The organism is Idiomarina seosinensis (assembly GCF_003987275.1).
GTDB lineage: Bacteria > Pseudomonadota > Gammaproteobacteria > Enterobacterales > Alteromonadaceae > Idiomarina > Idiomarina seosinensis.
Window position 1 is genome coordinate 196,258 of the sequence record NZ_PIQF01000001.1, and the last position, 22,494, is coordinate 218,751.

Here is a 22,494-nt window from a genome sequence, read left to right on the forward strand (position 1 = left end):
AACCATGAAAAAGCTGTTACTAAACACGTTGCTGTTGTTCTTTGTGCTGACCTCAACCACTCGTGCAGCGGGCGTACTTGAGATTGTCATCACCGAAGGAATGGACACAGCCAGACCAATTGCGGTTGTTCCTTTTAAATGGTTAGGTGAGGGACCAGCGCCAGGAGAATTAACAGAGGTTATTGCCGCCGACTTAACCCGCAGCGGTAAATTTAATCCAATTCCAGTTTCGGCAATGCCGCAACAGCCTAAAAATGATGGTGAGTTAGATTATTCTGCGTGGGCAAAGTTAGGCGTGGAAGCGGTATTAATGGGGACGATTGAACCTTATTCTGTTGACCGCTATATGGTTAAATTCCAGTTAGTGGATGTGTTGCGGGGTCAGATTACCGGCGGCAATGCACAAATGCTAAAAGATGGGCAGCTGGTACAAAGTAATGACCATATTTTGGATGCCCGCAGTTCAGTCATTGATGGCGATCAATTCCGTCAATATTCTCATCGAATTTCCGACGTAGTATACGAGGCGCTCACCGGCGAACGTGGTGCCTTTATGACCCGAATTGCTTACGTTACGGTTAACCATGATGATCGTTACCCATATAAGTTAATGGTGGCTGATTATGACGGTGCAAACGAGAAAGTATTGCTGCGTAGTCCTGAGCCTTTAATGTCGCCTTCGTGGTCGCCGGACGGCAACAAGCTTGCTTACGTTAGCTTTGAAAACGAAACGGCTGAAATATTTATTCAGGATATTTACACCACACGACGTGAAAAGCTAACGTCATATCCAGGCATTAACGGTAGCCCGGTGTTTTCTCCAGATGGTAAAAAGATGGCAATGGTATTGTCGAAAGACGGTAACCCGGAACTGTATGTAATGGATTTGCAAAGCAAAGACTTGCAACGAATCACTCGGAATCGTACGATTGATACAGAACCTAGCTGGACGCCTGATAGTGGATCGTTAGTATTTACCTCAGAAAGGGGTGGCAGACCACAACTTTATAGCGTAGATTTAGGGTCAGGCCAGGTACGTCGTTTAACCTTTGAAGGTGAGCAGAATTTAGGTGGTACCGTTTCGCCGTCGGGAGACTCTTTAGTATTGGTCAACCGCACACGGGGTAACTACCATATCGCTCGTCAGGAGTTTCCGCGAGGTGCCATGCAAGTGCTGACAAAAACACAACTTGATGAGTCGCCAAGTATCGCGCCGAATGGCAGTATGGTTATTTACAGTACGACTCATAATAACAAACAGGTTTTAGCTTTAGTGTCGACCGACGGCCGTTTTAAAGCTCGATTACCAGCGGCAAGTGGCGAAGTTAAATCGCCGTCTTGGTCGCCATTTATGTAAGACAGAAGTTTATTGACTCGTAAAATAAGGATCAAAAGGATGCAGCTGAACAAACTCTTTAAGGCTCTGGCAATTGCTGTACCAATGGCAACTTTGGCCGCGTGTAGCTCAAATCAATCAACTGACTCGGGCGAAGGTGCTGGTCAACAAACCAATCAAGCAACTGAAGAAGCAAGCTCTGGTGTAGAAGTCGGCGCCGCAGAACGCGCAAAAACGCCTGAAGAAATTCGTGAAGAGCAAATGGAAGCGCTTCGTAAAGAGCACATCATTTACTTTGCTTTTGATAAATCAAACATTCAGTCTGAATACGCAGAATTACTAGCTGCGCACGCGGACTATCTGGTTAAGAACCCAAATGTAAGTGTTGTTATTGAAGGTCATGCCGATGAGCGTGGAACCCCGGAATACAACATCGCACTGGGTGAGCGTCGTGCTAAGGCTGTAGAAGGTTACCTGGAAAACTTAGGTGTTCAGGATTCGCAAATCTCAACCGTATCTTACGGTGAAGAAAAGCCAATGGTGAATGAATCAACTCCAAGTGCGTACGCGAAGAACCGTCGCGCGGTACTGGTTTACTAATAGCATTCTTATGAGAAAAACGCTTTTAGCGATAACCTTGTTGGTGCCTGGTGCCGCTCTGGCACAGGCACCTGTCTCGAGTCTGTCTGATTCGTCTGATTCTCTTGAGCAACGTCTGGCTACCATTGAACGAATGATGGAAGCTCGTCAAGGAGCGCAGCTGGACATGATGAACCAGCTAAACTCGTTGCAACAAGATGTTTCTGAGCTTCGTGGTATCACCGAAGAGCATGAATATAGGTTGGAGCAGGTACTGCAGCGTCAGCGTGAAATTTATCAGGAGATCGATCGCCGCTTTAGTCAGCTCAAGCAGCAAGGTGGGGGTTCTTCCTTATCGGGTATGCAGGAAGTACCAACATCAACGGTCGATTCTGGTAGTTCGGACTCTGGATCTGCTTATTCCAGCAACCTGAGTGAAAATGACGCTTACGATCGCGCGATCGCCTTGGTACTGGAAGATAAACGTTATGATGCAGCTATTCCTGCATTTGAACAGTTTATTGAGCAATTTCCAAACTCCAGCTATTTGCCCAATGCTCATTATTGGCTGGGACAATTACAGTTTGCCGAACAGGAGTACAGTGCCGCTCGTCAGCACTTTGAGACTGTTGTAGATAATTTCCCGGAAAGTAATAAGCGAGCAGATTGTATTCTCAAGTTGGGTGTTATTGCGTCCGAGCAAGGTAAGACGGCAGATGCTGAGACATACTATCAACAGGTTATCGAAGAGTACCCGGATAGTACCGAAGCAAATCTAGCCAAACAACGTCTTTAACAACCGATAGTTATAACAGCATGACAACAACTGCTTGGATATTAAGCAGTCGTGCAAAAAACTTAAATTATCAGTTGCATCACAGCGTTATTTAAGTAAACTATGCCGCCGTTGCCAAGGACAAAAGCGCCTTAGCAGCGGTGCATAAAATGTGGGTTGTTAGCTCAGTTGGTAGAGCAGTTGACTTTTAATCAATTGGTCGCAGGTTCGAATCCTGCACAACCCACCACTTGCAAACCACCACCGAATAAACGGGTTGTTAGCTCAGTTGGTAGAGCAGTTGACTTTTAATCAATTGGTCGCAGGTTCGAATCCTGCACAACCCACCATTTCCAATTCCGTCGGCACCCCAACATATTAAATCCCATTGAAATTAGGTATACTGCCCATATATTAATTGGACATTATGCAAACGGAAGTAGTAAGTATGTCAGCCATTCAAACCGTTGATTCGTTGGATTATGCGTTTCCCCCAAAGCCGAAGCCATTGTCAGACCAACAGAGAGCAGATTACCGGGCGCGGATTAAAGAACTATTACAGCAAAACAATGCGGTTCTGGTGGCGCACTATTATACCGATCCGGAAATTCAGGCGCTGGCCGAAGAAACCGGTGGCTGCGTTGCTGACTCGCTGGAGATGGCACGGTTCGGTCGTGACCACGAAGCTGACACGCTGATTGTAGCCGGCGTTCGCTTTATGGGCGAAACCGCAAAAATCCTGACACCGAATAAAACGGTACTGATGCCCACGCTAAAAGCAGAATGCTCGCTGGACTTAGGCTGCCCGCCTGAAGACTTTTCCGCATTTTGTGATCAGCACCCTGATCGAACCGTTGTGGTTTATGCCAATACCTCAGCTGCCGTAAAGGCGCGGGCAGACTGGGTCGTTACCTCAAGCATGGCGCTGGAGCTGGTTGAAGATTTAGACAGCAAAGGCGAAAAAATTCTGTGGGGACCGGATCGTCATTTGGGTAACTATATCCAAAAGCAAACCGGTGCTGACATGGTTATGTGGCAAGGCGCTTGTGTGGTGCACGATGAATTTAAATCGCAGGCATTGCTGGATCTGAAAAAAGTACACCCGGAAGCTGCAGTTTTGGTACACCCAGAATCACCGGAGAGCATTATCGCGATGGCAGATGCGGTCGGCTCAACCTCACAGCTGATAAAAGCCAGCCAAGAGCTTCCTAACGAGACATTTATTGTGGCGACAGACCGCGGCATCTTTTACAAGATGCAGCAGCTACAGCCTAATAAGACGTTCCTGGAAGCACCTACAGCCGGAGAAGGGGCTACCTGTCGCAGCTGCGCTCATTGTCCGTGGATGGCGATGAACGGTCTGGTCGCTATTGCCGAAGCTTTGGAGCATGGCGGCGAACAACATGAAATCCACGTAGAGCCAGAGCTGGCTAAACAAGCCATGGTGCCGCTGGATAAAATGCTGGCGTTCAGTGCTAACCTAAAGAAATAATCAAAGGGCAGCAGCGCTGCCATCCCCAATATTCAACAAATCTATTACATTTTGGCCTCATCGCATGATAATCTTAAATAATTGAATATTCATGCAGCGAGGCCGGTATGGGTTTATACCAACATGACGATGTGCGCGATAACTGTGGCTTTGGTTTAATCGCCAATATCCACGGTGAAGCACGCCATGACATAATAAGTACTGCCGTTAAAGCACTGGACCGGATGCAACATCGCGGCGGCATTGGTGCGGACGGCAAAACCGGTGACGGTTGTGGTTTGTTGTTACAAATACCCGAGCAGTTCTTTCGCGACTATGCAAAACAACAAGGTTGGCCACTGAGTAAGAAGTTTGCTGTCGGCAGCGTGTTTTTCACGCACAACAGCGACCAACGCGAGTCTGCTCGTAGTCTGATAGAACAAGAATTAAAAAAAGAAACCTTGGAGGTTACGGGTTGGCGACCTGTCCCAACACAAAACCAGGTGTTAGGTGAAGGCGCAACACAATCAGAGCCAGTGATTGAACAGGTGTTGGTCTCGGCTCCTCCGGGCTGGCGCAAGAAGGACATTGAACGCCGTCTCTATATGGCGCGTCGACGCATCGAAAAGCAAATCCCGGATCCCGACAAACTCTATATTGCCTCACTTTCAAGTTTGCTGCTGGTCTATAAGGGTCTGATGATGGCTGGTGATTTACCGCGTTATTATCCGGACCTGGCCAGTGGTGAGATGAAAACTACGATTTGTTTATTTCACCAGCGGTTTTCAACCAATACCCAGCCTCGTTGGCACCTGGCCCAACCTTTTCGTTTTCTGGCCCATAATGGCGAGATAAACACTATTCGCGGTAATCGTCAGTGGGCACAGGCGCGTGCCTACAAACTGCAAACCCCGTTGTTACCGGACCTACAGGACGCTGTACCTATTGTCGGCATGACCGGATCCGATTCGGCGTCATTGGATAACATGCTCGAATTATTGTTGGCCGGTGGTATGGATCTATTCCGTGCAATGCGCCTGCTGATTCCGCCGGCGTGGCAAGGCGACAGCACCATGAGCGAAGAAATGCGTGCTTTCTATCAGTTTAATGCCTTGCACATGGAGCCGTGGGACGGACCTGCAGGCGTGGTCATGAGTAATGGCCGACACGTCGCCTGTAGCCTTGATCGCAATGGCCTGCGCCCGGCGCGCTACATACTAACTGAGCAGGGAATGCTGACCATCGCGTCTGAAGTGGGTATTTGGGATTACGATGAAAAGGATGTAAAGGAAAAAGGAAGGCTGGGACCTGGGCAGATGATGGCGGTTGATACATACACCGGCCGAATTTGGTATAACCAGGAAATCGAAGATGAACTTAAAGGCCGTCATCCGTATCGGCAATGGCTGGACCAACACCGTCGAACACTGTTGCCGTTTGAGCAATGTAGCGCTGATAAAATTGGTGATAGGTTGTACGACGACAAAACCATGGAAGTGCTGCACAAAGCCAATTTATACAACGAAGAAGAGCTGCAACAAGTGATTGCGGTGTTGGCTAAGGACGGACAAGAGGCGGTCGGCTCGATGGGCGATGATACGCCTACCGCCGTGTTGTCCAAACAACCGCGGTTACTCTATGATTTCTTTCGCCAACAGTTTGCGCAAGTGACCAACCCTGCCATTGACCCGATCCGCGAGCAGCATGTGATGTCACTGGCGACCATCATCGGACGTGAGCATAATGTGTTTAGCGAGGCCTCTGGGGATGCCGATCGCGTGGCGTTCGAATCGCCGATTTTAATGTATACCGATTTGAAGCAACTGCGCGAAATGGATCCAACCCATTATCGGCATCAAAGCTTTTCTTTGGCGTTTGATCCGACCCAACAAAGCTTAAAGCAAGCGATTGAAGCGTTGCTTGAGAAGACAATTGAAGCGGTCAAAGAGCAGCACGTCGTTATCGTTATTTTAAGCGACCGCGACTTGCAACAGGGACAAGTAATGATACCCGCCGCGATGGCCGCCGGAGCGGTTCAGCAAGCGCTGATCAACAATAATTTACGTTGCGACTCGAACCTTGTGATTGAAACCGCCAGCGCTCGCGATCCACATCATATTGCCGTTTTACTCGGGTTAGGTGCGACGGCTGTTTATCCTTATCTAGCCTATGAAACGGTTGAACAGTTAGTGCAACAGGGCCGGGTCGATTTAGAGGTGAAGACAGCGTTAACCCATTATCGCAAAGGTCTAAATAAGGGACTGCTGAAAATTCTCTCAAAAATGGGGATCTCAACTATTGCTGGGTACCGTGGTTCGTCTTTATTTGAAGTGGTGGGTCTGGATAGCGAGGTGCGTGAGCTGTGCTTCGCCAACGCTCCGGCTCGTATTGGCGGTGCGGGTTTCGCTGATATTCAGCAGGATTTACAGCAAGTGTTTAAACGGGCCTGGCTGCATCGTAAACCGTTGCCGCAGGGTGGCTTACTTAAATACGTGCATAACGGTGAGTATCACGCTTATAATCCAGACGTGGTGATGTCATTGCAGCAGGCGGTAAAAACCGGCGAGCAGCAGGACTATGACACTTATGCAAAGCTGGTCAATGAGCGGCCGGTCACTCATTTGCGCGATCTTCTGGGTATTGATAGCAGCAAGACCGAAGCAATTAAGTTGGAACGTGTCGAATCGAAAGAGCAGCTTTTTCAACGTTTTGACACCGCAGCCATGTCGATTGGAGCGCTGAGTGCGGAGGCTCACGAAGCACTGGCGATCGCGATGAACCAAATTGGTGGTCACTCCAATTCTGGTGAAGGGGGCGAAGATCCAAAGCGCTTTAACAGCCCGAAAAATTCACGCATTAAGCAGGTCGCTTCGGGGCGCTTTGGGGTAACCCCTCATTATCTAATTAATGCCGATGTTATCCAGATTAAAGTCGCGCAGGGGGCAAAGCCGGGTGAAGGCGGTCAACTGCCCGGTGAAAAGGTCACGGCAGAGATAGCTCATCTGCGGTTTGCGGTGCCCGGCACAACTCTAATTTCGCCACCACCGCACCATGATATTTATTCAATAGAAGACTTAGCCCAGCTGATTTTTGATTTAAAGCAGGTGAATCCAAACGCTTTAGTCAGCGTTAAGTTAGTCTCAACGCCTGGCATTGGCACCATTGCGACCGGCGTTGCCAAAGCCTATGCGGACTTAATTACGGTGTCGGGCTACGACGGTGGCACCGGTGCCAGTCCGTTAACCTCGGTTAAGTATGCTGGCTCACCATGGGAACTGGGTTTGGCCGAAGTTCATCAGGCGTTGGTGAGTAATAACTTACGTCATAAAATCCGGCTACAGGTCGATGGCGGCTTAAAAACCGGAGCAGATATTGTCAAAGCGGCAATTCTAGGTGCAGAAAGCTTTGGCTTTGGTACGGCACCGATGATCGCCCTTGGCTGTAAGTATTTACGTATCTGTCACCTTAATAATTGCGCGACCGGCGTTGCCACCCAGGACGAAACTCTGCGCAAACAGCACTTTAGCGGATTGCCTGAGCGGGTGGTTAAATTGTTCGAGTTTGTAGCCGAAGAAGTTCGGCAAATACTAGCGTCATTGGGCTTAGAAAATCTGACCGATGCGATTGGTCGTACTGATTTGCTCAAGCGCTTGCCTGGCGATACACAACGACAGCAGCAGCTCGATTTAACACCACTGCTCGAGGCTGCCGCCAGCCCATCGACGCATACGCTTTATTGCAGTGAAGCGAACCAACCGCACGATACTGGTAAGCTGAATCAGCAGTTGCTGGAGTTGACTAAACAAGCTGTAGACGAACGCAGTGGCGGGAATTGGTCGTTAGCTATTCGCAATGACGACCGCTCTGTTGGTGCTATGGTCTCAGGCTACATTGCGTCTAAGCATGGTAACCAGGGGATGGCAGTTGCCCCTATCAAGTTGGACTTTATCGGTACCGCAGGACAAAGCTTCGGTGCCTTTAATGCCGGCGGTTTAAAACTTCACTTAACCGGCGACGCTAATGATTATGTCGGCAAAGGTATGGCCGGTGGCGAGCTGATATTAAAACTTAAAGACGGCGTTAGCTACGCCAGCCAACAGTCGACGATTATGGGCAACACCTGTTTGTATGGTGCTACTGGGGGCAAACTTTATGCGGCCGGGTGCGCCGGTGAACGCTTCGCTGTCCGTAACTCCGGTGCGACAGCGGTGGTCGAGGGTATTGGTGATCATGGTTGTGAATATATGACCGGCGGAATCGTCGTGGTATTAGGGCAAAGTGGCATCAACTTTGGTGCCGGTATGACTGGCGGTTTTGCCTATTTACGCGATACTGACGGTAGTCTGCACCGGCGTTTGAACCATGAATTGGTCGAAGCGGTGAGTGTTGATAAACCGATCATAAAAGAGCACTTGCGCGGCTTGATTCATGAACATCATGAAGCTACAGGTAGTCAATATTCGCAGCAGCTGCTGGCTGACTTTGAGCGGGTCATCAGTGAGTTTTATATCATCAAACCCAAAGCCGCTGACATCAACCAGCTACTGGGCCATCGGGCGCGGTCTACTGCAGAATTACGGGTCGAGGTGATGTAATGAATAAGAATGTTTATCAGTTTTTGGATGTACAACGTATCGACCCGCCTAAGCATCCGGTTGAAGAGCGACGCATCGATTTTAAAGAAATTTACGAGCCAATGCCCGAACGCCAGTTACAAGGGCAGGCGGACCGTTGCCTGGATTGTGGCAATCCATACTGTGAGTGGAAGTGCCCAGTGCATAATTACATACCGCAATGGTTACAGTTGTCCAACGAGGGACGGGTGTTTGAAGCCGCTGAGCTAATGCATAAAACCAACTCCCTACCGGAAGTATGTGGCCGTGTGTGTCCTCAGGATAGGTTGTGCGAAGGGGCGTGCACGCTAAATGACGGCTTTGGTGCAGTCACTATTGGCAGTATCGAAAAGCAAATGGTGGATGAAGCCTTTAAACAAGGCTGGCGACCCGATTTATCCAACGTTGAACAGCGCCCGGAAAAAGTCGCGATTATTGGCGCCGGCCCGGCGGGTCTTGCCTGTGCAGATGTATTGGCTCGCAATGGTATCAAGCCGGTGGTGTACGATCGTTATCTGGAAATTGGCGGTCTGCTGACCTACGGTATTCCGCCGTTTAAACTGGATAAGTCAGTGATGACGCTGCGTCGTGAAATATTCAGCGAGATGGGGATCGAGTTTAAGCTTGGGGTAGAAATTGGCAAGGACTTACCCTTCGAGCAGTTGCTGCAAAGTCACGATGCGGTTTTTCTGGCGTTGGGAACTTATAAAGCTCTGGATGGACGCCTAGAGGGGCTTGATACCAAAGGAGTTTATCCGGCGTTACCGTTTTTGATTGGTAATACACAGCGGTTGATGGAAGATAAAATGCCGGACTATCCGATGATAGATATGAACGGCGAGAAGGTTGTGGTACTCGGTGGCGGGGATACCGCCATGGATTGTGTTCGCACCTCGATTCGACAGGGCGCTGAATCGGTCGTATGCGCTTATCGCCGGGATGAACAAAACATGCCGGGCTCGCGCCGCGAGGTACAAAATGCCCGTGAAGAGGGTGTGCAGTTTGAATTTAACCTGCAGCCGCTGCAGGTCGTAGCCGGTGACGATGGCCGGGTGCGCGGTGTGCGGATGGCAAAAACAGAGCTGGGTCCGGCCGATAAAGATGGCCGGCGGCGGCCGCAGGTCGTGGAGGGTTCTGAATTTGTGATGCCCGCCACTGCGGTTATCATTGCGTTTGGCTACCAGCCGAACCCGCCTCAATGGTTGGCAGAGCATGAGGTAAAATTAAGTGATTGGGGCACGATACTGGCTACCGGTGACAGCGAGTTCGCCATGCAGACCAGTAATCCGAAAATCTTTGCCGGCGGAGATATGGTTCGCGGCGCCGATCTTGTGGTCACCGCCATCGCCGAAGGCCGCACCGCCGCCGACGGCATCCTAGATTGGCTTGCCGATTGCCCGCAATTGCGATAAATTCTTTGGATGGACATTTTATCGATTGGTTATGGGGATATTGCGCAGCGAGCGGCGCGGTTGCTGGTGGCGAAAGGTCATCGGCTGAGCGGGCTTTGCCGTCACCCCGAGAACAAGCCTGCGGCGCAGGGCGTGGAGCTTATTGCCGCCGACGCCAGTAACGAGCAGGATCTAAAATCGGTGCTGCATGGCCACGAATACGGGGCCATTATCGTTACCCTAACCCCAAGCGAGTATAATAAGGAAGGCTATCGCAACGGTTATGTTGTGCCCTGTCGCCATCTGCAACAGGTCATCAACGGGCTGGATTATTCGCCTTATGTTATATATGTATCCAGCACCGGCGTTTATGGTCAGCGCGAGGGCGAATGGATCGACGAGGATTCTGCTACCGAGCCCGACTCGGATTCCGGCCGCATGTTATTGCAAGCCGAACGGCTTATCCACGATTTACCGGTCCGGACCACCATTCTTCGCTGTAGCGGCATTTATGGTCCCGGCCGTGACTTCATGCTGCGTCAACTTAAACAACAAAAAGTCACCTTACGCGATAGCTGGAGTAATCGAATTCATCAGCACGATGTTGCCCGGTTTATTGAATTTATTGTCGAAAACCCGGAAAAACGCGATTCGCTCTACTTGTTAAACGACGACGCCCCCACCAAACAATACGAAGTTTACCAGTGGCTGGCGCATCAATTAGGCGTCGAAATCTCCTCCGACATTGAACCCGGACCAGGCCCGCGCGGCAGTAAGCGCTGCAATAACAGTAAACTGAAAAGTGTCGGCTTTCAGCTGCAATACCCGACGTTTAAAGACGGTTACAAGGAAATGTTACCGAACGTCTAAAAATGGGTTGTTAGCTTAAATTGATGGCTAAGCCCAACCATAGCGCTTGGCTAATCCAATAGAACGGTTATGTAGTGGGTTGCGGACTTGGCTAGCGCTGCCGGTGGTGCTGGGTTGCTGGTTGTTATCGGCAAACTGCAGAGCTTGGTGAATGTCTCTTTCGCTCCAGTTTAGTCCGCAGTAGTCAGCTATTTTCGCCAATGTTGCCTCGGGGCTGTTTATCAGCTGTTCATAACTCAGGCGCTGAATATTACTATCGGGCTCTGCTATTACTGTGTCACACAGGCTTTCTACTGCTTGTCGGTAGCATTTTATTTCGTCGACATCGTACGACCATGGGTAGGCCTGATTGAATAAATGTTTCATCAGTGCCAGCTCGTGATCGGCTGCATCGCGTTGCAAATAAAGTATCTGGGATTGTGGCAGCGCCATTCGAATAAAGCCAATATTCAGGTAGTTAAGGGGTAATTTGTCAATCACAAACGGCTGTCTGGGTAATTTGTCCAGATAATTCTGTCCCAATTGCCTCCAATCAATTGTGCTGGCATGCGGCTATTACGGCAATGTGATTCGCTTTTTGCCAGCATTAACTATTGAGAACAGAATTCTTGATGAGGCTCTGGATAAATTTGAGGTGCTGTTTCGAGACGCTTGCTTAATGAGAGAATAAAGGGTGTTGCTTAGGCAATTAGTTGTGCGCATTTTGAAACTGGTTATCAATGCAACAGTGCGGGCACAGCTTAGCATCGTGAAAGGTGCAGCGAGCCAACTCAAGAGCGTGCAGCTTGGAATGTAATTCACCTAAGCTCATTGGCATTGCTGACGACTTTAGTTTGTCGCACCCGTCAACATGGATAAACCGGGTTTGTATGCCATTATCAGCAATCCCTGCAATGACATAGTATTTGCACATAGACAAGTTTCTCATTATTTAAAGTTGCATAGTAATGCTTCAATCATACGGGGTCAAACCTAAAATAATAGATAATTGTTAAAAAAGCATTATAGAAGTTGCGTTTGCATGTCTCGGTTATGCGTTCAAGAACCGGGACCTTGCGATGGGCAACTTGCGTCCTGACTATAAGCTCCGCATAATCGTTATCACTTGTATAACTGATTAGGTGTTGCAATGAAGATAATAAAAACGCTAATGGTAGTGGCATTGTTGCCGTTATCTGTGTTGGCGCAGGATGCGTTAACCTACAAAGACCAAGAGAAATTGCACGATATTGCAGATGCGGTGCAGGCGGATAGGATTGAGCAGGATATTCGTAAACTGGTGTCATTTGGTACCCGTCACACACTGTCAGAAACAGAGTCTGACAGTCGAGGTATTGGCGCCGCCCGCCGTTGGATCTACGAAGAATTTAAGCGGATTTCCGCTGACTGCGGTGGTTGCCTGGAAGTCATGTATGTCAGTGACATCATTGAAGGCGAGACCCGCATTCCTGAAGCCACCGAAGTGAAAAGTGTGATTGCTATCCAGCGTGGAAACACTGATCCGGGCCGTTATGCCATCATGTCTGGTGACATTGACTCGCGAGTGAGCGATGTTATGGATGCCACCTCGGACGCGCCAGGGGCCAACGATAACGCATCTGGTGTTGCCGGGACTTTAGAGGCGGCACGCGTTTTATCTCAATATGAATTTGATGGCTCTGTTGTTTACGCGGCGCTTGCTGGCGAAGAGCAGGGCTTGTTCGGCGGCAAAATTTTGGCTGAAAAGGCCAAGCAACAGCAATGGCGCATTATGGCCGTGCTGAATAACGACATGATCGGCAACATTGAAGGGGTGAACGGTGTGATAAATAATACCACAGCTCGAATTTTTGCCGAAGGTACACGTATGGATGAGACCGACCGCGAGGCAACCATGCGCCGTTTTTATGGCGGTGAAAATGACTCCCCATCTAGAAATGTCGCCCGTTATGTCGACTTAATGGCGGATCGCTATATTCCAAATCTGGATACTATGATCGTTTATCGACTGGACCGTTTCGGCCGTGGCGGTCATCACCGGCCCTTCAATGATCTGGGATATCCCGGTGTGCGTATCATGGAGACAAATGAAAATTACAACCGTCAGCACCAGGACTTAAGAACCGAAGACGGTATTGAATACGGTGACACCATTGATGGGGTTGATTTTGACTATGCAGCTAAGTTAACCGCGCTTAACGCGGTATCGTTAGCGGGCATGAGTTGGGCGCCGGAGCCACCGCAAAATGTTGACATAGAAGGTGCGGTGCAGCCATCGACAACACTGAGTTGGGATGATGCTAAAGGGCAGGATAACGTTGCCGGCTATAAAATATACTGGCGTTTGACCTCTGAGCCGCAGTGGCAGTGGAGCCGTTATGTGGGTGATGTGAACCAGTTTACCTTAGAAAATATTGTTATCGATAACTATGTCTTTGGTGTGGCCAGTGTTAGTACCGACGGCTTTGAAAGCCCGGTCGTATTCCCCGGCCCCGCCGGAGAATTTGCCATAGAGTTTGAAGGAGAAAGCGATTAGTAAAGCTGCGTTTTTACCGATAGATCGTGAGTGCACCGTTGGCTTCGAATTAGAGTTTTCGGGCCTTTCGGTGCAACAAACGCTAGATACCCTGCAGCATCATCTGCAGGGTGATATCGAGAATATCTCACTGGCGGAACGCACAATCACCCACGCCGAACTGGGTAAGTTTCAGATAGAGCTGGATTGGAGCTATTTGAAGAAAGTGGCTAAACGCCAGTCGCAATCTCAAAGTGGTGAAAAAACCTGGTTGAAAGAGGTGGGCAATTTAGCCGAAAAAGTGGTACCACTGGAAGTTGTATGCCCGCCTTTAACGCTGGAACAATGCGAACAATTACTGCCGTTAACCGATGCATTGCGGAGTGCCGGGGCAAGGGGCACTGATGAGTCGTGGTTAGCGGCTTACGGTGTTCATATTAATGCGGAAGTGCCCACTAATGACGACGATGAGATAGAATCGGAAGCGTTGCACCGGTACTTACAGGCTTACGGATTGTTGCAGTGGTGGTTGTTCGATGCACATCAGGTTAATACCACGCGTAAAGTCAGTCCCTACATTGATAAATACCCCGAAAGTTACCTACGGTTGTTACTGGCTCAAGAGTCGGTCACTATGCCGCTATTGATCAACGATTACCTGGAACATAACGCGTCGCGGAATAGGGCATTGGATATGCTGCCGCTGTTTGCACATATCGATCCGGAGCGTGTTTATGAAGTGGTCGGCGACGATAAAATAAAGTCACGACCCACTTTTCATTATCGATTGCCTAACTGCCATATTGAACAACCGGACTGGAACTTAACCGTGCCCTGGAAAGGCTGGTGGGTGATCGAAAAGCTGGCTAATGATGAGAGAGCATTGGAATACTGGCGAAGCCAGTTTTTAGAACAAAGCCGGCCACTTATCGGAGTGGCTGAAACAGATTGGAAACGTAGGATTAATGAATGGCTGATAGACCGCGGGTGGTGGTAACCGGCAATGCCAGAAAGTGGTCGCCGTCGTGGTGGTGTACCTGGATCGCGCTAAGAATATTAGGAGCGCGGCCGATACGTGCCAGTGTTCGCCATGCGGTAACAGCAGACTCAAGTATTGATGCGGTGATCATCGGTGGTGGTGACGACATAAGCCCGTCGCATTACCAGCAAGAAGCGGCTCCGGATGCCGAATACGATCGCAAACGTGATGATTTAGAAATTGAGTGGATTCATTGGGCACTTAAAGAAAAGGTGCCGTTGTTAGGGATTTGCCGCGGCTCACAGCTGATTAACGTGGTGTTGGGTGGCGAGTTGAACCAAAACATCCGGGAGCTGCGTAAATTAACCTACAACCGTCCTGGCTTACTACCCACTAAGCAGGTGCGATTAGCAGACGACTCTCGGGTTGCTGCAATTTGTCGAAAGCCGCGGCTGCGGGTTAATAGCTTGCATTCCCAGATTGTCCGTAAAACTGGTGACGGCATGCGAGCCGTTGGCTGGGATTTGGATGGTTTTATTCAGGCTTCTGAACATCAGGAGTACCACATTGTTGGTGTGCAGTGGCACCCGGAGTATTTATTTTATGTCCCGAGTCAGTTACGGCTTTTTCGTTGGTTGTTGGGTTGTAGTCAGTCTACTGCTGGCTAGTTGTTCGTCGCCATCCTACCAGCCGACTAAGCCGTGGCATACTGAAGAGGGCTTTACCAATACTCACAGTTCTGCTCAGGACAGGGGCTTTTTCGAGTTCTTGTACATGCGTTGGTTCAGTGATGTTGAGTGGCATGATCAAGCTGAACAAGCGCACTTAATACCGGCTGTCGAAGCCGACATAGAAACGATTCAAAACCCGGAACGCGAAGAACGACAGGTCACCTGGATTGGGCATTCGACCTTTCTACTACAGTATCAGGGTTTAAATGTATTAACTGATCCTATTTTTAGTGAGCGGGCGTCACCGGTCAGCTTTGCCGGCCCTAAGCGGTTAACAGATTTGCCCATAAAGATAGAGCAGTTGCCATCCATTGATGCGGTGATTATCTCACACGATCATTATGACCATTTAGATGTCGAGTCAATTCAGGCATTAGGGCCTGATGTTCATTACTATGTTCCGCTAAAATTAAAATCCTGGTTTCTGGATCTCGGTATTGCTGAAGATAAAGTGACTGAGCTGGATTGGTGGCAAGGGGCAAGCGCTGGGTCGCTAACCGTTAATGCCACTCCGAGCCAGCATTGGTCAGGACGCGGCTTATGGGACCGCTCTGAAACACTGTGGGCAAGTTATGTTATTGATATTGATGACTGGCGCATTTGGTTCGGAGGGGATACTGGCTACAACGAGGTACAGTTTAAGCAAATTGGCGAGCGCTTTGGGCCAGTCGACCTGGCATTAAACCCAGTAGGCGCTTATTTACCCCGTTGGTTCATGCAGGTCGCGCACGTTAATCCGCTCGAAGCGACCACAATTCATCAAGAGATTGGTGCTGCCAAAAGTGTTACTATGCACTGGGGGGCATTTCAGTTGGCTGCCGAAGGCATTCAGCAAACCCTGGATGACATAACAGCAGCACGAGAAGCGGCTGACCTGTCCGCGGAAGAATTTCAGATAATGGCGGTGGGTGAAACCAAAAGTTTTAATCACTAAACCGATTAAGTGAAGCGGTATTTTCCAGTTCTGATTGATCTAAGTATCGGTTAAATTGGTAAACCATACTCGTATATTAGAATAATCAATCAAGACTGGAGTTTGCATGACCATTGCCAACCGCTTATATGCGGGATTTGCTTTTATAATATTACTATTAATTGCTACGACCATTATCGGAACTTGGCAAGTTGATGAAATCAACAAGACATTAACCCGCGTTAATGAAGTTGGTAGTGAAAAACAACGTTATGCGATAAATTTCCGCGGTAGTGTGCATGATAGAGCGATTGCTCTACGTGATTTAGTATTGACAGAAAGCCCTGCTGAGCGCGATGAATTTAGAGCGCTAGTCGCTGAGTTAAAAAAGAATTATGCGGATGCGGAGCGGGGAATGGCGCAAATTACTTCCAACCCCGATTTGGTCACCAGTAAAGAAAAGCAACTATTAGAACGGATAGAAGATATTCAACAGCAAGCACTGGCAACTTCTGTGGAGGTGGAGCAGTTGTTAGCGTCAGACCAGCGCCAACGGGCCCAGGATTACGTGCTGAGAGAATTATCACCTGCCTACGCCGAATGGTTGAATCGCATCAATGACTTTATTGACTACGAGGAAAAAAATATAGCGGCGGGTGTTGATGACGTACTGGAGCGCAGTAACGGCTTTACTATGGTCATGTGGCTAGTCACGGTATTAGCGATCGGCGCCGGTGCGGTTGTCAGTTATTTGATCGTGCGTCGCTTAACGCACACCATTGGTGGTGAGCCGGAAGACGCGGTAACGATGTTAGAGCGTATTGCCGATGGTGATTTGACGGTAGAGACCAACTCCAAGTACCAAGATTCGATGATGGCTCAGGTTAACCGCATGGTTCGCCAGTTACAGCGGTTGGTTAAAGAAGTGTCGGATTCATCGGAGCAGCTGTTGAATTCGTCTAATGAGCTCTCAGAAACCGCCGGTAATAATTCGCAATTAGTGATCAGGCAACAAGACGAAACCACCCAGGGTGCTGCCGCTATTAATCAGATGTCGCAGACAGTGTCTGAAGTCGCTCGCCACACCAACGAAGCGGCGGAACTGGCGGATGAAACAGATCGTGAAACCCAGTCCGGTGGTGAAGAAGTTGAGTCAACCATTCGCTCGATAGAGTCTTTAGCACACGAAGTAGAAAATGCGGCAACGGTTATTGGACACTTAAGTGACAATACCGAAGAGATTACTAAAGTACTGGAAGTCATTGAAGGTATTGCTGACCAAACCAACCTGTTGGCACTAAACGCCGCCATTGAGGCAGCGCGGGCCGGTGAACATGGGCGCGGTTTCTCTGTTGTTGCTGACGAAGTTCGAGCATTAGCAAACCGTACTCAGGAATCGACCAAGAGTATTCAGTCGCTCATTGAAACCATGAAAGGCAGCGCCGGCGAAGCGGTGTCTGTGATGGAACGCGGTAAAACCCAGGCGTCTACCAGTGTTGAACAGGCGCGCCGAGCGGGTCATTCACTGCAGACAGTTAACGATGCCGTTAAACGAATGACTGATATGAATGCGCAAATAGCAACGGCTGCCGAAGAGCAAAGCTCTGTTGCCGACGAAATTAATCAGAACTTTCATGGTATTACCGAAGCGACCGAGCAGTCAGCTGCTGGCTCTGAACAGGTTAGTGAAGCCAGTCGCGAGTTAAATGATTTGGCGAAACACTTGAGTGAACGTGTGCGTCGCTTCCGGGTTTAGTAAGGGAGAGCCGAAGTTTTAGCCATTTAGCGCAAAAGCACTTGATAAGACTGGCTAAAACCCCTACCATAGCGGCCGTTCTGGAGAGGTGGCCGAGTGGCTGAAGGCGCACGCCTGGAAAGTGTGTATACGGCAACGTATCGAGGGTTCGAATCCCTCTCTCTCCGCCAGATTTTAAGAGAAAGCTCGCTGTTATGGCGGGCTTTTTTTGTTTGGACTATTGCAAATGTGGGTTTCGACCAAGGTCGAATTCCATATTACGGGTGAAGGTCTATGCTGTTATCTAGTTGTTAAAAGGACTTGAGGTAGCAGTATGCAGGCATATCACGAAATTTACAGCGAAGCACAACAAGATCCTGAGGGATTTTGGCTGGAGCAGGCGAAACGACTGGATTGGTTTACGCCGCCAACGACCGCCGCAGCAGTGAAAAAGAATGGGCTGGCGGACTGGTTTCCGGATGGTCAAATCAATGTCAGTTATCTGGCATTGGATGCTCAGGTTAACGCGGGTCGTGGTGACCAGGATGCGTTGATTTATGATTCGCCGGTTACCGATCGCGTCGAAAAATATAGCTACCAGCAACTTAAGGACGAAGTTGCAAAATTTGCCGGGGTTATTCAGTCGATGGGCGTCGAAAAAGGCGACCGGGTGATTATTTATATGCCGATGATCCCGCAGGCGGCAATTGCTATGCTTGCCTGCGCTCGGATTGGCGCGATTCACTCGGTGGTGTTCGGCGGTTTTGCTGCCCACGAACTGGCGATTCGAATTGACGATGCTGAACCTGCTATGTTGCTGACCGCGTCCTGCGGTATCGAAGGCAACAAAACACTGGCTTATAAGCCGATTGTTGACAGGGCTTTAGCTGAAGCTGAAAAGCCACCTCAAAACGTGATTGTATTCCAACGTGAACAACAGCTTGCTGAGCTGCAGCAAGGCCGTGATCATGACTGGCAGCAACTGATGGAAGGCGCTGAGCCGGTTGATGCAGTACCGGTGGCAGCGACACATCCGCTTTATATTTTATATACCTCTGGCACGACTGGACGGCCCAAAGGTGTGGTGCGCGACCATGGCGGTTACGCAGTGGCACTTAATTTTTCAATGAATTATGTCTACGGGCTACAACCGGGCGACGTGTTTTTTACCGCTTCGGACGTCGGCTGGGTGGTTGGCCATTCGTACATTGTGTACGGGCCGTTAATTTTTGGTTGTAGTTCTATTCTGTACGAAGGCAAACCGATTAACACACCTGATGCTGGCGCTTTCTGGCGCGTGGTTGAACAGCACAAGGTTACGGCAATTTTTTCAGCTCCCACTGCATTCCGGGCTATTAAAAAAGAAGACCCTCAGGCTGAGCATTTAAAACGTTACGACATTAGTTCGCTGCAGCGGGTCTATATGGCGGGCGAACGTCTGGATCCCGCCACGTACGAATGGACCACAGAAGTGACCGGATTACCCGTTTACGACCATTGGTGGCAGACAGAGTCGGGTTGGCCAATGTGTGCAAACCCAGTGGGTGTTGGGGCAACCCCCGTTAAACCAGGTTCCTCGAGTTTGCCGGTGCCTGGTTATGAGGTAACGGTACTGGATACCACTGGCAAGCAGTTAGGAGCTAACGAAGAAGGTTCGATTTGCGTACGACTGCCGCTGCCCCCCGGATGCCTGCCGACTGTATGGGGCGACGAGCAACGCCTGCAGGATAGTTATTTAAAAGCATTCCCTGGCTATTATTGCAGTGGCGATGGTGGTTATATTGATGACGAAGGTTATGTCTTTATTATGGGCCGTACCGATGACGTGATTAATGTGGCAGGGCATCGTTTATCGACCGGTGAAATGGAAGAAATTCTGGCCGCACATCCAGCGGTGGCAGAGTGCGCAGTGGTCGGTACTCCGGATGATTTAAAAGGGGAATTGCCGATTGGACTGGTGATTCTCAAAAATGAAGTCGATATTGACCCGCAGCAGCTACAGGACGAGCTGGTACAGCGCATTCGTGGAGAGATTGGTGCTATCGCTTGCCTGAAGACATTATATGTTGTGCCTAAGCTTCCAAAAACCCGATCCGGCAAGATTTTACGTCGGTTGATTCGGCAATTGTTACAGCGAGAAGATGTCGCTATCCCGTCTACGATTGATGACTCCAATAGTATTGAGGCGATTCAGGCGTGTATTGAGGAGCAAAGCAAGGCTAGCCAATAGTGGTTACAACAGGCTAAAATACGCCATTAATTAAATCACTTTCAAAGGGTTATTAATGACGTTATCCATTGTTGCAATAATTACCGGTCTGGCTGTTTTAGTTTGGAGTGCCGACCGTTTTGTTGAAGGCTCCGCAGCCGTGGCTCGTCATTTAGGGATGCCGCCTCTCATTATCGGTATGGTAATTATTGGTTTCGGCACCTCGGCTCCTGAAATGGTGGTGTCTGCACTTGCTTCACTGGAAGGCAGCCCTGCGTTAGCCCTGGGTAATGCGTATGGGTCTAATATTACCAACATTGCTTTAGTGTTGGGTCTAACAGCAGTATTAGCGCCAATTACCGTACAGTCGGGCGTGATAAGACGCGAAATGCCGGTATTAATCGCAATTACACTGCTAAGTGCGGCGTTCTTGTGGGACTTTAATATTACCGAGGTAGAAGCCTGGGTGTTGCTTGCCTTGTTTTTGGCGTATATGGGCTGGTCGGTTTATATTGGCAGTAAAAGTAGCGATGACAGCTTAGCTACCGAATTTACCCAAGAGCTGGATTCGCACCCGATTTCGTTGAAGCCCGCGATTATTTGGCTGATCGTCGGCTTAGTGTTATTGGTGCTAAGTTCACGCGCACTGGTTTGGGGCGCGGTAAATATTTCGCAGGCACTGGGTGTCAGCGACTTGGTGATTGGCTTAACCGTGGTTGCAATAGGTACTTCATTGCCTGAGCTAGCTTCGGCGATTGCAGCGGTGCGTAAGAATGAGCATGACCTTGCATTGGGCAATGTGATTGGTTCGAATATGTTCAATACCATGGCCGTGGTTGGTATTGCCGGCGCAATTCACCCGATTTCTCTGGAGCCACTAGTACTATACCGCGACTGGGTCACCATGGCCGCACTGACGCTGCTGCTATTGCTGTTCTCCCTACGGATTAAGCGCGTCGGGCGTATAAACCGAATACATGGTATCTCCTTTTTGATTATGTACGTCGCCTATTGTATTTATCTCGCCACCACCGGCTTCGCCCCGGCGCTATAGCGGCCCCTCCGGGCTTCCGGGGTGCCCCCGGAAACCCCCGTCGGCATCGCCCGTCGGCAAGCCGACGGGTACCCACGATATGAATGATATTCGGGATGGCCGGGGTATCCCACCGTCGGCAAGCCAACGGCTACCCACGATATGAATTTATATCCGGGATGGCCTGGGGTATCCCCCGTCGGCAAGCCAACGGTTACCCACGATTTGAATTTATATCCGTGATGGCCGGGGATATCGCTTTTCAAACGACGATCGGTGTTAAGAGCTCTGATTCTGATGGCTTCCGAAAATCCCTTCAGATCGCAGGTACCCTTCGGCTCGCCGAAGGAGCAGGAGGTCGTCGCCACCTTCGATGGCTGGATCCGAGGCACCCCTCGGGGCTCCCGCGATGGTGGACATATCGCTTTTCAAACGACGATCGGTGTTAAGAGCTCTGATTCTGATGGCTTCCGAAAATCCCTTCAGATCGCAGGTAGCCTTCGGCTTGCCGAAGGGGCAGGTGGTCGTCGCCACCCTCGATGGCGGGATCCGTCGCACCTCTCGCGGGCTCCCGCGATACAAATAGAATCCCACGCGCAATTAAAAACCGTCAATATCGCATAAAATTTGCCACGATATTCGCGGGCAGGGGCTCTGATTTCGTTCTTCAATGGAAGAATGAAAAAATGGAAGCTTAGAAAATTTTATCCGCCGGATTTGTATTTTGTCACAATCAATACCTATCAACGCGAGCCGCTATTACTTGAGGAACATACTCTCAAGGCTTTTCGTCATGCGCTGGCTAAGACTAAATATCGCTACCCCTTCGAAAACCATGCCTGGGTTATTATGCCGGACCATATGCACTTTGTGATTCGCACTAAACATATTGAGCTGGGTCGTTTTATTGGCCGATTAAAGAGTGAAATGACACGGCAATTACCAGAGCTATCCGCTAAAAACTATTGCTTAAACGATAAATTCAAATGGCGTCGTCGACGGGAAATGGGGCAACTTTGGCACAACGGATTTTTCGAACACCGGATACGCGAAAATGCCGACTATGAACGCTGCGTTAAGTATTGTTTATATAATCCGGTAAAACACGGCTACGCCCCAACGGCCTGGGATTGGCCATATTCGACCCTGCGCGAGTTCATTAAGCAAGGTAAATACCCCCTGGAATGGAAATATTTGCAAAGCCAATGGGAATAGCCCCGTCGGCAAGCCAACGGGTACCCGCGATATGAAATGGGATCGAGGAGGCCCTGGCATTGCCCCGTCGGCAAGCCAACGGGTACCCACGATTTGAATTTATATCCGGGATGGCCTGGGGTATTGCTTTTCAAACCGCTACCGGTGTTA

At 49.6% G+C, this 22,494-nt stretch carries 16 protein-coding genes and 3 tRNA genes; 18 read left to right on the plus strand and 1 reads right to left on the minus strand.

Going from position 1 to position 22,494, the window contains the following annotated elements; translation table 11 throughout:
* Window positions 1-4 precede the first annotated feature (4 nt).
* The 9 genes from tolB (at window position 5) to CWI81_RS00925 (ending at window position 11,035) form a co-directional block, all read left to right on the plus strand.
* Window positions 5-1,357: a Tol-Pal system beta propeller repeat protein TolB gene (tolB, locus tag CWI81_RS00885; protein WP_126783362.1), complete on the plus strand. Its 1,353-nt coding sequence runs from the start codon at window positions 5-7 to the stop codon at window positions 1,355-1,357.
* A gap of 39 nt (window positions 1,358-1,396) precedes the next feature.
* Window positions 1,397-1,936 (plus strand): peptidoglycan-associated lipoprotein Pal, encoded by a 540-nt coding sequence (gene pal / locus CWI81_RS00890; protein WP_126783363.1) that lies wholly within the window; start codon window positions 1,397-1,399, stop codon window positions 1,934-1,936.
* A gap of 10 nt (window positions 1,937-1,946) precedes the next feature.
* Window positions 1,947-2,711, plus strand: coding sequence for a tol-pal system protein YbgF (gene ybgF / locus CWI81_RS00895; RefSeq protein ID WP_126783364.1), 765 nt, complete (start codon window positions 1,947-1,949; stop codon window positions 2,709-2,711).
* Window positions 2,712-2,864: 153 nt separating this feature from the next.
* A tRNA-Lys gene (locus tag CWI81_RS00900) sits at window positions 2,865-2,940 on the plus strand.
* Window positions 2,941-2,964: 24 nt separating this feature from the next.
* Window positions 2,965-3,040, plus strand: a tRNA-Lys gene (locus CWI81_RS00905).
* A 98-nt stretch (window positions 3,041-3,138) separates the two neighbouring features.
* Window positions 3,139-4,182: a quinolinate synthase NadA gene (gene nadA, locus CWI81_RS00910; protein WP_126783365.1), complete on the plus strand. Its 1,044-nt coding sequence runs from the start codon at window positions 3,139-3,141 to the stop codon at window positions 4,180-4,182.
* 107 nt (window positions 4,183-4,289) lie between these two features.
* Window positions 4,290-8,756, plus strand: coding sequence for a glutamate synthase large subunit (gene gltB / locus CWI81_RS00915; protein WP_126783366.1), 4,467 nt, complete (start codon window positions 4,290-4,292; stop codon window positions 8,754-8,756).
* Window positions 8,756-10,186 carry an FAD-dependent oxidoreductase gene (locus CWI81_RS00920; protein WP_126783367.1) on the plus strand — a complete coding sequence of 477 codons (1,431 nt, stop codon included), beginning with the start codon at window positions 8,756-8,758 and terminating at the stop codon, window positions 10,184-10,186. The genes gltB and CWI81_RS00920 overlap by 1 nt, the downstream gene beginning before the upstream one ends.
* A gap of 9 nt (window positions 10,187-10,195) precedes the next feature.
* Complete coding sequence (locus CWI81_RS00925) at window positions 10,196-11,035, plus strand: SDR family oxidoreductase (protein WP_126783368.1); 840 nt, start codon at window positions 10,196-10,198, stop codon at window positions 11,033-11,035.
* Between the two features lie 27 nt (window positions 11,036-11,062).
* On the opposite strand, the gene CWI81_RS00930 is transcribed toward CWI81_RS00925, so the two are convergent.
* Window positions 11,063-11,557: a sulfotransferase family protein gene (locus tag CWI81_RS00930; protein ID WP_157983285.1), complete on the minus strand. Its 495-nt coding sequence runs from the start codon at window positions 11,555-11,557 to the stop codon at window positions 11,063-11,065.
* A 628-nt stretch (window positions 11,558-12,185) separates the two neighbouring features.
* On the opposite strand from CWI81_RS00930, the gene CWI81_RS00935 reads away from it, so the two are divergent.
* The 9 genes from CWI81_RS00935 (at window position 12,186) to CWI81_RS00975 (ending at window position 22,344) form a co-directional block, all read left to right on the plus strand.
* The gene (locus CWI81_RS00935) at window positions 12,186-13,550 is read left to right on the plus strand and encodes a M28 family metallopeptidase (protein WP_241970361.1); all 1,365 of its coding nucleotides are present in this window, start codon (window positions 12,186-12,188) and stop codon (window positions 13,548-13,550) included.
* A complete protein-coding gene (locus tag CWI81_RS00940; RefSeq protein ID WP_126783371.1) occupies window positions 13,531-14,526 on the plus strand; it encodes an amidoligase family protein in 996 nt (331 codons plus the stop codon). Before CWI81_RS00935 ends, CWI81_RS00940 begins: the two co-directional genes overlap by 20 nt.
* Complete coding sequence (locus tag CWI81_RS00945; RefSeq protein ID WP_126783372.1) at window positions 14,499-15,176, plus strand: gamma-glutamyl-gamma-aminobutyrate hydrolase family protein; 678 nt, start codon at window positions 14,499-14,501, stop codon at window positions 15,174-15,176. The genes CWI81_RS00940 and CWI81_RS00945 overlap by 28 nt, the downstream gene beginning before the upstream one ends.
* Window positions 15,112-16,173, plus strand: a complete 1,062-nt coding sequence (locus CWI81_RS00950; protein ID WP_126783373.1) for an MBL fold metallo-hydrolase — start codon at window positions 15,112-15,114, stop codon at window positions 16,171-16,173. The genes CWI81_RS00945 and CWI81_RS00950 overlap by 65 nt, the downstream gene beginning before the upstream one ends.
* A gap of 106 nt (window positions 16,174-16,279) precedes the next feature.
* Window positions 16,280-17,908: a methyl-accepting chemotaxis protein gene (locus CWI81_RS00955; RefSeq protein WP_126783374.1), complete on the plus strand. Its 1,629-nt coding sequence runs from the start codon at window positions 16,280-16,282 to the stop codon at window positions 17,906-17,908.
* An 82-nt stretch (window positions 17,909-17,990) separates the two neighbouring features.
* Window positions 17,991-18,078: transfer RNA gene (locus CWI81_RS00960), tRNA-Ser, on the plus strand.
* 143 nt (window positions 18,079-18,221) lie between these two features.
* Window positions 18,222-20,117: an acetate--CoA ligase gene (locus tag CWI81_RS00965; protein WP_126783375.1), complete on the plus strand. Its 1,896-nt coding sequence runs from the start codon at window positions 18,222-18,224 to the stop codon at window positions 20,115-20,117.
* Window positions 20,118-20,172: 55 nt separating this feature from the next.
* Window positions 20,173-21,150: a calcium/sodium antiporter gene (locus CWI81_RS00970; RefSeq protein ID WP_126783376.1), complete on the plus strand. Its 978-nt coding sequence runs from the start codon at window positions 20,173-20,175 to the stop codon at window positions 21,148-21,150.
* A 657-nt stretch (window positions 21,151-21,807) separates the two neighbouring features.
* Window positions 21,808-22,344, plus strand: coding sequence for an REP-associated tyrosine transposase (locus tag CWI81_RS00975; RefSeq protein ID WP_126783377.1), 537 nt, complete (start codon window positions 21,808-21,810; stop codon window positions 22,342-22,344).
* Window positions 22,345-22,494: the final 150 nt, after the last annotated feature.

Bases quoted from the DNA above. Each gene is read 5' to 3' on its own strand.
- CWI81_RS00970 (WP_126783376.1), top strand. From the start codon at position 20,173: ATGACGTTATCCATTGTTGCAATAATTACCGGTCTGGCTGTTTTAGTT.
- nadA (WP_126783365.1), top strand. From the start codon at position 3,139: ATGTCAGCCATTCAAACCGTTGATTCGTTGGATTATGCGTTTCCCCCA.
- ybgF (WP_126783364.1), top strand. From the start codon at position 1,947: ATGAGAAAAACGCTTTTAGCGATAACCTTGTTGGTGCCTGGTGCCGCT.
- CWI81_RS00925 (WP_126783368.1), top strand. From the start codon at position 10,196: ATGGACATTTTATCGATTGGTTATGGGGATATTGCGCAGCGAGCGGCG.
- tolB (WP_126783362.1), top strand. From the start codon at position 5: ATGAAAAAGCTGTTACTAAACACGTTGCTGTTGTTCTTTGTGCTGACC.
- CWI81_RS00945 (WP_126783372.1), top strand. From the start codon at position 14,499: ATGGCTGATAGACCGCGGGTGGTGGTAACCGGCAATGCCAGAAAGTGG.
- pal (WP_126783363.1), top strand. From the start codon at position 1,397: ATGCAGCTGAACAAACTCTTTAAGGCTCTGGCAATTGCTGTACCAATG.
- CWI81_RS00975 (WP_126783377.1), top strand. From the start codon at position 21,808: ATGAAAAAATGGAAGCTTAGAAAATTTTATCCGCCGGATTTGTATTTT.
- CWI81_RS00955 (WP_126783374.1), top strand. From the start codon at position 16,280: ATGACCATTGCCAACCGCTTATATGCGGGATTTGCTTTTATAATATTA.
- CWI81_RS00920 (WP_126783367.1), top strand. From the start codon at position 8,756: ATGAATAAGAATGTTTATCAGTTTTTGGATGTACAACGTATCGACCCG.
- CWI81_RS00950 (WP_126783373.1), top strand. From the start codon at position 15,112: ATGTCCCGAGTCAGTTACGGCTTTTTCGTTGGTTGTTGGGTTGTAGTC.
- CWI81_RS00965 (WP_126783375.1), top strand. From the start codon at position 18,222: ATGCAGGCATATCACGAAATTTACAGCGAAGCACAACAAGATCCTGAG.
- gltB (WP_126783366.1), top strand. From the start codon at position 4,290: ATGGGTTTATACCAACATGACGATGTGCGCGATAACTGTGGCTTTGGT.
- CWI81_RS00935 (WP_241970361.1), top strand. From the start codon at position 12,186: ATGGTAGTGGCATTGTTGCCGTTATCTGTGTTGGCGCAGGATGCGTTA.